This window comes from Flavobacterium aquicola (assembly GCF_003385115.1).
Classification (GTDB): domain Bacteria; phylum Bacteroidota; class Bacteroidia; order Flavobacteriales; family Flavobacteriaceae; genus Flavobacterium; species Flavobacterium aquicola.
The window spans coordinates 435,277-448,482 of record NZ_QUNI01000004.1 but is presented as its reverse complement, the minus strand read 5'-3'; the positions used below and the strand labels follow the sequence as shown (position 1 = coordinate 448,482).

Sequence of the window (13,206 nt, the reverse complement as noted above, 5' to 3'; positions counted from 1 at the left end):
AGTCTTAGTTCAGCAATTTTTCAAACCTTCAATCAATAAATCAATGTCTTCGATAGTATTAAAATGGCTGAAAGAAATTCGGATATTTGGTTTTTTTAAATCATTTGGCGACAGCATTTCAGCCAATACGTGCGAAGGTCTGATACTTCCGGACTGGCATGCACTTCCTCTTGAAACGGCAATGCCTTTCATATCCAAATGGAATAAAATCATAGATGTTTTGCTTTCATCCAAAGGTAAAGTTACATTAAGCAGATTGTAAAAAGTATTTTCTCCGTTGATTTTAAAATCAGGAAAATTTACTTTTAGTTTTTCAATGGTATATGCTTTTAGTGAGGCAATATAAACGCTGTCGGTTTCTAGGTTTTGATTGGAAAGTTCTAAGGCTTTTGCCATTCCTGCAATCTGATGTATGGCTTCGGTTCCCGGTCTGACGCCTTTTTCCTGTTCGCCTCCAAAAAACAAAGGCTGTAACCCCGCATTTTTGCGTATAAAAGCGAATCCGGTTCCTTTTGGGCCATGAAATTTATGAGCGCTGGCCACTATAAAATCAATAGGTGTCTTTTGCAGATCAATTTTGGATTTTCCAATAGATTGCACGGTATCTGAATGAAACAATGCATTATGCTCCTGACAAATCTGGCTTACTCTGTCAAGATCCAAAATAGTTCCAGTTTCATTGTTTACATGCATTAATGAAACCAAAGTCTTTTTTTCTTCAGATAATAATTCAGCTAAATGTGTCAAATCCAGTTCGCCATTGGGCTTTACTTTTACATAATCCACCTGAATTGCGTATTCGTTTTGAAGTGCCATCGCTGTATGAAGCACCGCGTGATGTTCTATTTTGCTGGTTATGATTCGCTTGGTTTTTAAATCTTTTACAGCCGAACGCATTATCCAATTGTTAGCTTCGGTACCGCAGGAAGTGAAAATGATTTCAGATGCTGTAGCGTTTATGTGCTTGGCTATTGATTTTCTAGAGAGTTCAAGTATACTTTTGGCATTGCGTCCCAAACTGTGAGTAGAGGAGGGATTGCCATAATCTTCGGTTAGTATTTTTGTCATTTCCGCAATCACTTCGGGATAAAGTGCCGTGGTAGATGCATTATCGAGATATACTTTTTTCATGCTATTTAGATTTTGAATCCTCAAAAATTGCTTTGGATTTATTTTTTTTGCCAAATAATAGTTTCTTATTAAAAATAACAATGGAGATTAGAATAAGAGAATAGGAAATCATCTGGAGTACACTTACTTCTTCCTTAAAGTAAAAGACAGCCAATGTAAAATTGATTATAGGATTCGTATACATCAGAATTCCTACTGTAGAAGAGTCGAGTCCTTTTAAAGCATAAAGATTTAAGAAAAGCGGAATAATCGTAAAAAGCACAACAATGCAAAATAAGCACACATAAAACACAGGTTCAGTGGGAACTGCTCCGCTGTATGCTGGATAAAACGGCAAAATAAGTAATGCAATAAAAAGCAGCTGTATGTTTAGAATTAAAAACTTATCGATTTCACTATTCTTGCGCTGACTAACCAAATAGAGCGCATAAGTAGATGCCACAAGTAAACTGTAAAGAATATCCTGGAAATGATTTAGCGACAACAAAATACAGCTTATAGTACTGATGCACACCGCTATCCATTTCCATTTGTTTAATTTTTCTTTTAGCAGAAAAAATGCAAAAACGGTAGTCAAAATGGGACAGATCAAGTAGGCCAATGAACCTGCTTTGACATTTACGTGATTAATCACATATATAAAAATCAGCCAATTTGAAGCTAAAATTATACCGCCTACTAAAGTTAGCAGGGTTATCTTCTGCTTTTTTTCTTTTGGCATTGCACTAAAATCAGCCCAATTTTTTTTGATATTTTTTCTTCTGAAAATAAGATTGATGGCTGTCAATGTAACTACACTGAAAAATACACGATAGAATAGTATGTCGAGCGATGGATAGCTGGCGATTGGTTTTAAAGCCAAACTGAAAAATCCCCAGATAAAAAATGCAGTGAAAGCGGCTAAATAATAATTGTATTTTTTCATGAAAAGTAAAATTCGGTACAAAGATAGGAATTCTGCAATCAAAGAAATGAGTGTGACTGCAAATTGACAGTAAACGCCAATAAGAATACTGATAAAAAGTGACGCTTAATCGGATGTTTTTTGGCTTGTAAAGTTTATGAAATAAATTAAATAGTATATTTTTGTTGAAAATAAGAAAATGATGAAACGATTTCTAGGAATTTTATGCTGTGTAATTGCTTTTAGCTCTTGTGATGACGGCGATTTAATAGTTGAGACAATTAATTTTGATCAAGTGACTACCAGTAGCTGCTCTGCGAATAATCTGCTTTTTAAAATGAAAGAAAGCGAAATTTTAATCTTAAATATTCCTAAAAATTCCTTTGATGAAAATGCAACACCTCCAGACAATCCCAAGGAATTAGTAATTAATACAACAAATCAAGTAGTTTATAACTTTTATGATGGTAAAGTGGCTACTAATAATGTTTGTGATTTAATCCCGCCATCGAGTCCTAATGTAGAAACACAATGGAAAGCTTCTGATGGTATTATTGAAATTACAACGGTAGCCGTTAAAACAACTGTGGATGAAAATAATAATAGTACAAAAATAACAGGTTATAAAAACACTATAGTTTTTAAGAACATTACTTTTACTAAAGAAAATGGTACAGAACAGTTTTACAAGACTTTCAGTTTTGGTGATTATCTCCAGTCAATTACTCCACTGAAATTAGACTTTAAACAAGTATTGTCTGCTTGTCCTGAAACCGATGATGTTACACGTTATGTCTATAAAACTAGTGACAGCGACGAATCGATTAGTCTTAATATAGATAAAAAATTGCTAAAAAACGAAGATACTCCTGAAGGAAAACCGAGAATAGGAAATATAGGAATAGATATAAATAAACTGGTTTATCGGTTTTATGGTGGTTTTGTGGATAATACTTATTTTTGTAAAGATGAGGATCCCGCTGAACCAGAAATTAAAGAGGAATGGCTAGGAGCGGGCGGTACTGTTGAAGTTACTACAGTTACGGTAGGTAATGATTTTAAGCATACTATTGTTCTTAAAAACGTGAATCTCGAAAAAGGGAATAATAGCTTTAGTTTGGGTAAGATTTATCAATTAGGATCACTAACTGTTGTGCCGTAAAAGAACAAAGAAAAAAATCCATAAAAAAAAAACGTCAATAATTCTTGACGTTTTTTTATGTTTAAAATTGATGCTACTTACTTGTTTTGTTTAAAATAAACTTCGGTAGCGCCTTGACCGTATTTTTGATAGTTTGCTTCCTGAAAGACAATATTATCATAGCGTCCAAGAAGAAAATCCAGTTCGGCTTTGAGAATGCCTTCGCCTACACCATGAATAAACACAATTTTTGGAATGCGGTTTCGAATGGCGAATTCAATGTGTCGCTGGGCGGTTTCTGCCTGCAGTGTCAGAATATCATAATTAGACATGCCCCTTTTATTGGGAACCAGTTTCTCTATATGCAGATCAAATTCCGGGACTGGCAGTTCATTTCTGTCTTTTTTCTCTTTTACAAAACTGCGGGGTTTTGGGATTTCCTTTTCTTTCTTGATCTCATTGATATTAATCCCTTTGATGCCCTGCATTAAATTGTCTGATTCGCCTATTTTAATCAGCTCATTGGAACCATAATTCATCACAAAACCATCTGTCGTTTCTATCGTTACTACTTTGTCTTTGACAGATAAAACTATACCGTCGACAGCATCATCCAGCACCGATACTTTATCTCCTTTATTGAACATCGTCTTCGTTATTATCTTGATTTTTACTTGGAGTTTTACTGCTTAATCGCATCATTCCCATCATGAAAATGACTATCGCTACGACCATTACATACATATTTTTGTCGGCACTTGTCTGTTCGTAGAAAGCAATGCCAATGGCTAAAACCATTATCAGAATTACAAATTTTTTCATCATTTCATTTTCAGGCTTCAAAAATACTAAACTTTAGCAGAGTATTAGTGAAAGCTGCTGGGATTTTCAAAATTCGTTTTTTATTCTCGTTAGAATGTCTTTGCGAGGAACGAAGCAATCCCATTTTGTATAGTTTTTAGTTATTAATTAACTTTTCTATTTTGTTGTGTAAATTTTCTTTAATCCATTTATTCATTTCTTCTTTGTTCTTTGCTTGGCATTTTGTCCAAGGACTTTCTTCGTTGAGAATTAATTTTTCGCTTTTTAAATCATATAAAGTGTGATATAGATTTCCTCTTTCCATAATTAAAAAATCATTTTTTATAAAAATTTTCACATTGTTTAAATTTTTTGGACCTTCATCGTAATTGAAAGCAATAGGTTTAAAATTACATTCGGTAGTTTTTTTGTCACTTTCAAATTTAAATTTACAATCTTCAACTAATCTTAAATCTATTTTGTCGCTTTTATCCCAATCTTGTTTTCGCCACTTAAGAATCTGCCATTCTGTATCGTCAAAGCCTGCCATTGAAAAATATAAGACATAAACATCATCTTTATATTCAATACATTGCTGAAATAAATAATCTTTAAAAATTGATCGTAATATTTTTACTTTTATATCAGCATATTTATCAAACCCACTTTTATTTAAAGCCTCTTTTCCAGCTTCCTTATATTTGTCGGCAATTTTTAAATTATCATCTAGTATTCCTTCTTTTTTTAATTCATCAAGTTCCAATTTTTCAACTATATCAAAATAATAATCGACACTTCGATATTCTAAATTTTGTGAAAATGAATTAGATGATAAAAATGCTAAAAAGAATATTGTGATAGTCTGTTTCATTTGTTTTGAGTTTTTTTAATTGAAAAGTATAATGTAATTACGCAATCTGGTTTAATTTGATTAAAAATTGTTTTGATAGTGAGATTCGCTATCGCCTATTTTCGTTTCACGCGGGTGCTTCATTTCTCGAAATGACTCTGCAAATGTTTTTACTACCGAAAAACCCTGGCCCTGATAGTAGTGAAAATCCTTGCTGGCTATGGTTCAGCCAGCAAGATTGTAAAGGATAGCAAGAAATAGCTTCTAATTTTACTTATTCCAGTCAATTTTTCGGGAAAAGTACATTACCGCTGCCAATATGCTGAATAAACCTATGCTTCCTACTAATAAAGCGTAGTTTTCTAATTGGATAATGACGTAGATAAATGTGTAGAGCCCTGTGAGCGAACCGGCAATAAACAGCGGAAATCTGCTGCCTTTTAGAATCGAAATTGAATACAGCGATATCAGCGTAATAACGGCAGTGGCTGCTATTAAATAGGCTTTCATGAAACTGCTGTGCTCGGTGATGGAGATAAGCAGGGTGTAAAATAAAATAAGCGCCAGACCAATCATAGAATATTGGAAAATATGAATTCGGATTTTACTGATTGACTGAATCAGGAAGAAAATAAGAAATGTTAATCCAATTACAAGAAAGCCATATTTTGAAGCTCTTTCGTTCTGCTGGTATTGGTTTACCGGTATTACAAAATCTACTCCAAATGCATAGGTTCCTAAATCCGGCAGATTTTCGAAGAACTGCTGTGAAAAAGCTCTGTTAATGTGCAGTACTTTCCAGTTGGCGGTGAATCCATTGGCATCGATTTTTTTGGTTTTATCATCTGGAAGAAAATTGCCTGTGAAGCTTGGCGAGCTCCAGTTGGACTGCATGCTTAACTGTGTGGTTTTGCCAATAGGCATCATTTTTATCTGCTTGCTGCCATTGTAAGTGATGTCGAAACCAAAGTTTGTTTTGTCTGTTTTTAAAATAGCTTTCAGGTCAATAAAACCGGTTTCTAAGGCTTGTGTAGAATCGTTTAGATTACTGCTGTAAACGGGTTCGAAAGTGAATTTGGTGCCGCCAAGATTGATTTTTACTTCGTCCTTGATACTTTTCAGATTAGTTGTTTTGATTAAAATGGTGGCTTTGTTCCACTGAATGGCTTCGGCAGGAATGTTTTTGCTGCTAAAATCAGGCTGAATATACTGTCCTTCAAAATTCATTTTAGAGCTATAAACCGCCGATTCATAATTGTTCCTGTTCAGAACTTTGGTAGTTACATTGGATTTGGCTTTTAAATCCTCTGGAAAGAAATAGGCGTATTTGGTAATTGCTTTCTGCTGTTTTACCGTCTCATTTGTTTTTTGGTTGATAGACAATGTTTCTTCAAAAACAGTATAAGGAATTTTTAGTATCGGACCATAAAAATAGACGCTTTCGCCCCATTTATCATTGATTTCTGCGATGACTTCTTCCTGACGTAAAGAGCGTTCGGTTATTAGGCTTTTTACAAATTCCAGCGGAATAAGCAATACAAAAGTAAGTATGCCAACCATAATCATCTTGGCTGTGTTAGATTGGAAAAAGGGAGTTGGGGCTGGGTTTTGATTTTCTGGTGTTTCCATGTTTTTTGTTGTTAAAGTTTTTTGATTAAAAAGGTGAATTAGCGCAAGCCAAATAAATTATTATTCCGAAGTACAAGAATGCTATTGGTATATTGCTCAGCAGCATTAAGATTTTTGTTCCAATATATTTCCGCTGCTGTGGTTGTATGTAAAAATGATAGAGCAGGTTGGTGAGCATAATAATGTTAAGAATTGATGCCAGTACAATGAAGATAAAACCAATTATCAGAATAAAAGAAGTGTCCTGCAGTGTTAGAAAAAGAATAAAAAACAAAGTGCCAATTGTAAAACAGCCAATTGCGAGTTCGGTAGCAGCACGGCCATCAAATGGCTCTTCTTGTGTTAAGGTAGTTTCCATAATTATTTATTGATTTATAGTTGAATAGATTTTTTTTAAGAAATAAAGCAGATAAATATAACCTCCATAATAAAGGGAGAACAGCAGTGAATGCGGAGATAATGACGAGGTTAAAATATCGTTAAATAATTCAATCGGGTTACTCAAAATATCCCAGCTATTGTATCGTAGAATTCTGCCCAGATAAATTCCGAGACCTGATAAAAAACAAATTATTGGCATTATTAAATTTGTGATAAGGGCAGAAACATAGGTTTTTAAAATGAATTCAAATTTTATCAGTGAAATAATGCCTACTGTAAACCCGATTACAGCATAGGAGCTTATGACAATCAAATCAAACCAAAATAAACGAGTACCTGATTGGGTTAGGTGAATTAAATCGGTTAGTATGTAAAAAGAATTTGGCAGAAATAGAAGCCAGATAAATAGGATTGAAAATGATTTTATTCTGCTTTTTTGATTTAAAATTTGAATATTTAAATAGCTTATTAAAAAGTAAGGGACGAAGGCAAGAAACAGGTTCCATACTAAATAATACAAAAAGGCAGTATTGGTTAGTTTGACTCTAATTACAAGCAAAAACAAATTGTAAATTGTAAATAACGCCAAAATACTATTGATTTTGCGGTTGCTGTTGAAAAGTTTAATTATGAGCTGCATACTTTCTAATTTTAATTGTTTTGTTTTAATAACTAAATATAAAGTACTTTGAATTTCAAAGTAAGTAAATAAAAAAATAGGTTATCGTTTCTGAATCAGTTTTTCAAGGGCACTGATGTGATCTTGAAAAGCCATGCGTCCGTCTTTTGTGGCCTTATAACTGGTGTTCGGTTTTTTGCCAATGAATTGTTTTTCAATAGCAATGTAATTTTCTTGTTCTAAAGCTTTGGTGTGGCTGGCAAGATTTCCGTCAGTCACTCCTAATAATTCTTTCAAAGTACTAAAATCGGCAGATTCATTGACCATCAAAACAGACATGATTCCCAGCCGGATGCGATGATCAAACGCTTTATTGATATTTTGAATAATATTTTTCAAATCTTAGTATGTATCTAGTATTGTTGTAACTATTTTGGAACTTTCAAGGTCAGAAGGAGCGACTACATTTTCATCCAGCGGAATTTTCGTTCCATATCTTTCTGCCAATATCGCTTGAACCCGAAGATCTTTTAAATTAAAATCTTTCATTTTTTTAAGCGGACACAATTCGATTCCAGCTCCGTTTTTATATATTTTCCAGATTAATTCAGAGCAATATTGTTTATCATCAGACCATTCAAAATATAAATCGTAGTCTTTGTTGTTTAGCGTTTTTCCGTACGCTCTCATTTTTTGCAGTGTCTGCTCATTAAGTAATGCTGAAGCATTTTTTAATCGGGTAACTACAAAACGGTTTTCCTTTCCGTGGGTAATCCATTCTTCGAGAGGAGTATATTTTACAGGCTGTACAGCTTCAAAAACATATTTTTTTCCTTTCTCAATAAAAACAATGCCGCAATGAGAGAATTTTGAATTGGTTGCTATCCGGACTGCTTCGCATTGCTTGGATTGTGAAGTTTGAAAAATCATGTCACCTTCTTGAATTTTATTCAATATATTCTCGGGCCTTTTGCCAAAGAGAATATTCCCAAACATAGAATTGGCAATAAACAAAGCGCAGCCAAAACTCATTAGGAAGGTAATAATGGCGAATAGATACTTTGTTTTTTTCATTTCTGTGTTTTTTACTGCTTTACTATTTTTTATCTGTATAAAAATTCTGAATACTGCCTTCTAATTCCGGTCGTACTTAAAATACATCATGCTTCCGTAAATGATATGGCAGACTCCAAAACCCAAGGCCCAAAATTCCAGTGCATATCCTGAAAATTCAGTTGATAAGAGTCCTAAAATGATGATTGTAATGCCCAGATAACGAACATCTCTTAAGGTATATTTACTTGCATTTACACAGGCTAATCCATAAAAAATAAGTGTTACAGGACCAATCAGCCCATAAACCTGATGACGAAGCAATAACAAACAGAAAACTCCTCCAGTTACCAGCGGAATCAGGAAGTTGATTAATAATCTTTTGGATGTACTGTTCCAGATGGTTTCCTGTTCTTTTTTAGCTTTTCTAATAGTTAACAAGAAAGCAGTTCCTATCGATAAAACTAATATAAGTAGGGCCGTTAACAAAATCCATTTGAATGTTGTACTTTCTAAAGTAATGATTCGGTTATCGTTATTTTGGATTAATTCATAGCCAATATACGCACCTATCAAAGCATACACGCCAGCCAGTATACCACCCAAACCGCTCAAAGAGATAAACTGTGAGGATTTATTCATCATGTTTTTGATGTCGCTGATATCTTGTAAATATTTATCTTCCATATGTAAAGTACTTTGAATTACAAAGTAAATAATAAAATTCATGAAATGCAATACTAATTTTAATTATTTTTATGAAATGAAAATGACAGACGAATACATATACCGCCAGCCCGAAAAGTATCAAGCGATATTACTGCATTTAATCAGTGTTTTTAAACGGGAGATTCCAGATTTAGAAATGCATTTTAAATGGGGGATGCCTTATCTATATTATAAAAAAAGAATGTTCTGCTACCTTATTGCCAACTCCAAAAAAGGTTTTGTTGATGCGGGTTTTGCCAGAGGTTTTGAATTAAAAAGAAATCAGGAGATTCTTATCGGCGAAAAAAGAAATACCGTTAAGTCGCTTCGTTATTATGATTTGGAAGAAATTGACAATGACGTTTTGATAGATGTTATACAGGAAGTAGTTGCTCTGTATACATAAAAAAAATCCCCCGAAGGAGATTTTTATTATTTGTTGATAAGAGTATTTTACAATCTAAAGATACCACCAAAAGAAACAATAGTTTCCCCATACCAAAAATGGTGCTGCGCATGATCGTCAGTATAAGTAGTTCTTACGTCGGTCATATTGATATAGCCACCTTTTATCTCGGTTTGCATGTAAAAATGCTTAAAGAAAGTGAAGTTTAAACCTGCATCTGCCGAGAATCCGTAACCCGAAATATGGAATTCATCATGTCTTTCTTTGCCTAAAACCGTAGCATCAGTTCTAGGAACTAATAGTCCTATACCAACTCCCTGCGTGAAGTTTAATTGAAAAACATCTGTGTTTTTAATGCCAAAAATTGAAGAGATATCTGTGTAATAAGCGGTTTCTGCAAAGACATAGTTTAGTCCGTTGGTATGTTCAAACTTTAAAAATTTACCGTCAGTTAAATCTATTGGCTCATTAGTATAAGATCCGTTAAATACAGAACCGGCTTCGCTCGAAGGCAGATTAATATTTCCATTAATCATTGCGGTTTGGTTTTGTGTCATCACATATTTCATATGATCGATTCCAAGAGAAACATTGAACTTATCATGAAAAAAATAGCCGGCTTTCCAGTTGGTCTGCGATGTTGTTAGTTTTCCCGGCGTGATGTAATCAATATTCCATCCTTTCGGTAAATCATGTGCTTGGGCATTTTCTACTGTGAAATCGTATCCTGCTCCTTCAAAATGGATATCCGAAGTAGTATAATAACTTCTATTTCCTCCCATGTGGAAAAAGAATTTTCCTTTATTGTGTGCGGTATATCTTTCTGTCATTGGAGTATTATCTTGTGCAAAAGCACTAACAGTAAAGAAAAGAACTAAAATAGCAGCATGTAAATTTTTTGTTTTCAATGTATTTAAATTTGATTTACAATTTATATTAAAATAATTAAAATCTATCTTATACTAAAAATCTCCCGAAGGAGATTTTGATTTTATATTAAAGTATTTTATAATCTAAAAATACCTCCAACAGCAATAATTCTTTGGAAAAAGAAGAAATCCTGCGAAGCTTTATCATCGTTACTTTTAGTAGTTCTAATATCCTGCATATTGATGTATCCGCCTTTTAGCTCACCTTGAATATAGAAATATTTGAAGAAAGTAAAGTTAATTCCCGCTTTTGCAGATAAGCCATAACCAGAAATATGAAAATCATCATGACGTTCTTTTCCTAAAACGGTAGCATTTGTTTTAGGGTATAAAACTCCTGCACCCAAACCTTCAGTTAAATTAATCTGAACTTTATCTGTATTAGGCAAACCAAACCATTTTGAAATATCGTCATGTCTTGAAAATTCTGTATTAACGTAGTTCAAACCATCTGTGTGTTCGTACATTAAAAAAGCAGGATTGCCTTCCTGAGTAGTACCTTCCGCAAAACCGCCTTCTTCAGCACCATTTTGAGACATATCTACAGGTGTATTATTATAATCTCCGTTGTAGTAAGATCCAGACTGATCAGCAGGTAAATTAATATAACCAGTTACGTTAGCCGTTTGAGTCTGTGTCATTACATACTTCATGTGATCCCAGCCAATAGCAATACTGTAGTGGTCATTAATAAAATATCCCATTCTGAAATTAGTCTGTGGAATTGTCATTCTGGCTGGATTAACATAATCGATGTGCCAGCCTTTTGGTTTGTCGTGAGCATCCATATTATCAACTGTAAAGTTGTAATCTTTTCCTCTGAAGTTCACATCAGAGTCAGTATAGCTCTCTCTGTTACCTCCCCATGAAATGAAGAATTTCCCTTTATTATGTGCAGTATATCGTTCTTTTTTTACAGAGTCATTCTGTGCGAATGTATTCAATGAAATAAATAAAATTAAGAACGCAGTTTTTAAAAATGTTTTCAATGTATTGGTATTCTGTGTTAATTAAAATTGATTAATGGTTTTTCTAATGGCAACCAATTTATTCATCAATGGCTCAAAGTAATCTAAATGCAGCATATTAGCTCCGTCACTTTTGGCGTTAGCAGGATCAAAATGCGTTTCGATGAAAATACCATCAACACCAACAGCAATACCAGCTTTGGCAACGGTTTCAATCATATCAGGTCTTCCGCCGGTAACTCCTGCAGTTTGATTAGGCTGTTGTAAAGAATGTGTAACATCAAGAACTGTAGTAGCATATTGCTGCATAGTTGGAATACCACGGTAATCTACAATCATGTCTTGGTAACCAAACATTGTGCCGCGATCAGTAACCATTACGCTTTGATTATTACAGTCCAATACTTTTTGTACAGCATGTTTCATGCTTTCAGGGCTCATGAACTGTCCTTTTTTCAAGTTTACTACTTTTCCAGTTTTTGCAGCTGCCACAACTAAATCAGTCTGACGAACTAAGAATGCTGGAATCTGCAAAACATCTACATATTGGGCAGCCATTGCAGCATCTTCATTAGTATGAATGTCCGTAACAGTTGGCACTCCAAAAGTTTTAGATACTTTTTCTAAAATTTTAAGCGCTTTCTCGTCACCAATACCAGAGAAACTGTCAATTCTGGAACGGTTTGCTTTTTTGAAAGATCCCTTAAAAACATAAGGAATTTGTAATTTATCAGTAATGCCAACCAATCGCTCAGCAATTCTCAAAGCCATTTCTTCTCCTTCAATAGCACATGGTCCAGCCAATAAAAAGAAGTTACCGCTCTCAGTATGTTTAATTTGAGGTATATTTTGTATATTCATAGTATGTTTTTTTGAAAGTGCAAAGATAGCCTGAATTTGCGGTTTCCGAATTAGATTTTTCAATTATTTTTAAAAGTACTAAAGCTATAATCGGGAGCTGATTCCAGCCATTCGTTACAAGTCCTCCTTCAAAAAACTTTTTTTCCAAAGTAATAAAAGGAGCTTCCTGCCGGTCGCTCTTTTATTCCTAGAAAAAATAGTTTTTTTCAGTCTGGGCTTTCCACTGCTGTCTGGGCTAGGAGAGTAGTGATATAATTATAATTTTTTTAAACTAAGACCTACAGGAATCATCAATTGTCCTCTTTCGTAAATATTTAAATACAAAATGACTGGTTTTTTTAATCCGTCCCATTTCAATTCATATACATCAAGAAATCCGGCTCCCATATCACTATTTTTTGTTGGAAAAGGACAGCAGTTTTCTAATTTAGTGAAAGTTATTTTTTCGCCTTTTGGTCCAGCCAAAGCATTCAAGAAGTATTTTTGGTTAATGCTGTCGTTTTTTGTTCCTCTGTAAAAGATGTTTATTGGGTAATCTTTGTTGTAACCATATTTTTTGTCTTTGCTGTAAGCTGTAATTACAAAGGCATTGTTTTTTACAACAGGTACCGGCGCAGAATTGTCTACATTTTTTAATGAAGATTTAATGCTTCCGCATGAAGTTATTATAAGCAGCAGAGCAATAAAAAGAACTGTTTTTTTCATATTTTTAGAGTTAATTATTTTTTTAATTTTAATGGTTTGAATTATAATTTCAAAATTAATCAAATTGTAATTATCATTTCATTCAATGCAGTACTTTATATTCGATATTATTTTCAGAAA

General features: G+C 33.7%; 17 protein-coding genes. 2 read left to right on the top strand and 15 right to left on the bottom strand.

What is annotated here, in order from left to right:
* Positions 1-9 precede the first annotated feature (9 nt).
* Positions 10-1,131, bottom strand: coding sequence for a cysteine desulfurase family protein (locus C8P67_RS09530; protein WP_115812694.1), 1,122 nt, complete (start codon positions 1,129-1,131; stop codon positions 10-12).
* Position 1,132: 1 nt separating this feature from the next.
* Entirely contained in the window at positions 1,133-2,056 is a 924-nt protein-coding gene (locus C8P67_RS09525) for an EamA family transporter (protein WP_115812692.1), read from the bottom strand.
* A gap of 178 nt (positions 2,057-2,234) precedes the next feature.
* Here C8P67_RS09525 and C8P67_RS09520 point away from each other — a divergent pair, with 178 nt between their 5' ends.
* Positions 2,235-3,197: a hypothetical protein gene (locus tag C8P67_RS09520; RefSeq protein WP_147298216.1), complete on the top strand. Its 963-nt coding sequence runs from the start codon at positions 2,235-2,237 to the stop codon at positions 3,195-3,197.
* A 77-nt stretch (positions 3,198-3,274) separates the two neighbouring features.
* Here the strand turns inward: C8P67_RS09520 and C8P67_RS09515 are convergent, their stop codons facing one another.
* From C8P67_RS09515 to C8P67_RS09475, 9 genes are all read right to left on the bottom strand, one after another.
* Positions 3,275-3,823, bottom strand: a complete 549-nt coding sequence (locus C8P67_RS09515; RefSeq protein ID WP_115812688.1) for a Smr/MutS family protein — start codon at positions 3,821-3,823, stop codon at positions 3,275-3,277.
* Positions 3,813-3,998, bottom strand: coding sequence for a hypothetical protein (locus C8P67_RS09510; protein WP_115812686.1), 186 nt, complete (start codon positions 3,996-3,998; stop codon positions 3,813-3,815). Before C8P67_RS09510 ends, C8P67_RS09515 begins: the two co-directional genes overlap by 11 nt.
* A 136-nt stretch (positions 3,999-4,134) precedes the next feature.
* On the bottom strand, positions 4,135-4,848 hold the full coding sequence (locus C8P67_RS09505) for a hypothetical protein (RefSeq protein ID WP_115812684.1): 714 nt from the start codon (positions 4,846-4,848) through the stop codon (positions 4,135-4,137).
* 249 nt (positions 4,849-5,097) lie between these two features.
* Complete coding sequence (gene creD, locus C8P67_RS09500; protein ID WP_115812682.1) at positions 5,098-6,456, bottom strand: cell envelope integrity protein CreD; 1,359 nt, start codon at positions 6,454-6,456, stop codon at positions 5,098-5,100.
* Positions 6,457-6,481: 25 nt separating this feature from the next.
* The gene (locus C8P67_RS09495) at positions 6,482-6,814 is read right to left on the bottom strand and encodes a hypothetical protein (RefSeq protein WP_115812680.1); all 333 of its coding nucleotides are present in this window, start codon (positions 6,812-6,814) and stop codon (positions 6,482-6,484) included.
* 6 nt (positions 6,815-6,820) lie between these two features.
* The gene (locus tag C8P67_RS09490; protein ID WP_115812678.1) at positions 6,821-7,477 is read right to left on the bottom strand and encodes a DUF1361 domain-containing protein; all 657 of its coding nucleotides are present in this window, start codon (positions 7,475-7,477) and stop codon (positions 6,821-6,823) included.
* 81 nt (positions 7,478-7,558) lie between these two features.
* Entirely contained in the window at positions 7,559-7,855 is a 297-nt protein-coding gene (locus C8P67_RS09485; protein ID WP_115812676.1) for a winged helix-turn-helix domain-containing protein, read from the bottom strand.
* A 3-nt stretch (positions 7,856-7,858) separates the two neighbouring features.
* Complete coding sequence (locus C8P67_RS09480) at positions 7,859-8,530, bottom strand: YiiX family permuted papain-like enzyme (RefSeq protein WP_115812674.1); 672 nt, start codon at positions 8,528-8,530, stop codon at positions 7,859-7,861.
* A gap of 60 nt (positions 8,531-8,590) precedes the next feature.
* Positions 8,591-9,196, bottom strand: a complete 606-nt coding sequence (locus C8P67_RS09475; RefSeq protein ID WP_115812800.1) for a hypothetical protein — start codon at positions 9,194-9,196, stop codon at positions 8,591-8,593.
* A 40-nt stretch (positions 9,197-9,236) separates the two neighbouring features.
* On the opposite strand from C8P67_RS09475, the gene C8P67_RS09470 reads away from it, so the two are divergent.
* Positions 9,237-9,623 (top strand): DUF1801 domain-containing protein, encoded by a 387-nt coding sequence (locus C8P67_RS09470; protein ID WP_115812673.1) that lies wholly within the window; start codon positions 9,237-9,239, stop codon positions 9,621-9,623.
* A 47-nt stretch (positions 9,624-9,670) separates the two neighbouring features.
* On the opposite strand, the gene C8P67_RS09465 is transcribed toward C8P67_RS09470, so the two are convergent.
* From C8P67_RS09465 to C8P67_RS09450, 4 genes are all read right to left on the bottom strand, one after another.
* Complete coding sequence (locus C8P67_RS09465) at positions 9,671-10,531, bottom strand: hypothetical protein (RefSeq protein ID WP_115812671.1); 861 nt, start codon at positions 10,529-10,531, stop codon at positions 9,671-9,673.
* A 98-nt stretch (positions 10,532-10,629) separates the two neighbouring features.
* Complete coding sequence (locus C8P67_RS09460; RefSeq protein ID WP_115812670.1) at positions 10,630-11,541, bottom strand: hypothetical protein; 912 nt, start codon at positions 11,539-11,541, stop codon at positions 10,630-10,632.
* A 21-nt stretch (positions 11,542-11,562) separates the two neighbouring features.
* Entirely contained in the window at positions 11,563-12,381 is an 819-nt protein-coding gene (gene kdsA / locus C8P67_RS09455) for a 3-deoxy-8-phosphooctulonate synthase (protein WP_115812668.1), read from the bottom strand.
* A gap of 255 nt (positions 12,382-12,636) precedes the next feature.
* Positions 12,637-13,086: a 2-dehydro-3-deoxyphosphooctonate aldolase gene (locus tag C8P67_RS09450; protein ID WP_115812798.1), complete on the bottom strand. Its 450-nt coding sequence runs from the start codon at positions 13,084-13,086 to the stop codon at positions 12,637-12,639.
* Positions 13,087-13,206 lie beyond the last annotated feature (120 nt).

Bases quoted from the DNA above. Each gene is read 5' to 3' on its own strand.
- C8P67_RS09530 (WP_115812694.1), bottom strand. From the start codon at position 1,131: ATGAAAAAAGTATATCTCGATAATGCATCTACCACGGCACTTTATCCC.
- C8P67_RS09525 (WP_115812692.1), bottom strand. From the start codon at position 2,056: ATGAAAAAATACAATTATTATTTAGCCGCTTTCACTGCATTTTTTATC.
- C8P67_RS09520 (WP_147298216.1), top strand. From the start codon at position 2,235: ATGATGAAACGATTTCTAGGAATTTTATGCTGTGTAATTGCTTTTAGC.
- C8P67_RS09515 (WP_115812688.1), bottom strand. From the start codon at position 3,823: ATGTTCAATAAAGGAGATAAAGTATCGGTGCTGGATGATGCTGTCGAC.
- C8P67_RS09510 (WP_115812686.1), bottom strand. From the start codon at position 3,998: ATGAAAAAATTTGTAATTCTGATAATGGTTTTAGCCATTGGCATTGCT.
- C8P67_RS09505 (WP_115812684.1), bottom strand. From the start codon at position 4,848: ATGAAACAGACTATCACAATATTCTTTTTAGCATTTTTATCATCTAAT.
- creD (WP_115812682.1), bottom strand. From the start codon at position 6,456: ATGGAAACACCAGAAAATCAAAACCCAGCCCCAACTCCCTTTTTCCAA.
- C8P67_RS09495 (WP_115812680.1), bottom strand. From the start codon at position 6,814: ATGGAAACTACCTTAACACAAGAAGAGCCATTTGATGGCCGTGCTGCT.
- C8P67_RS09490 (WP_115812678.1), bottom strand. From the start codon at position 7,477: ATGCAGCTCATAATTAAACTTTTCAACAGCAACCGCAAAATCAATAGT.
- C8P67_RS09480 (WP_115812674.1), bottom strand. From the start codon at position 8,530: ATGAAAAAAACAAAGTATCTATTCGCCATTATTACCTTCCTAATGAGT.
- C8P67_RS09475 (WP_115812800.1), bottom strand. From the start codon at position 9,196: ATGGAAGATAAATATTTACAAGATATCAGCGACATCAAAAACATGATG.
- C8P67_RS09470 (WP_115812673.1), top strand. From the start codon at position 9,237: ATGAAATGCAATACTAATTTTAATTATTTTTATGAAATGAAAATGACA.
- kdsA (WP_115812668.1), bottom strand. From the start codon at position 12,381: ATGAATATACAAAATATACCTCAAATTAAACATACTGAGAGCGGTAAC.
- C8P67_RS09450 (WP_115812798.1), bottom strand. From the start codon at position 13,086: ATGAAAAAAACAGTTCTTTTTATTGCTCTGCTGCTTATAATAACTTCA.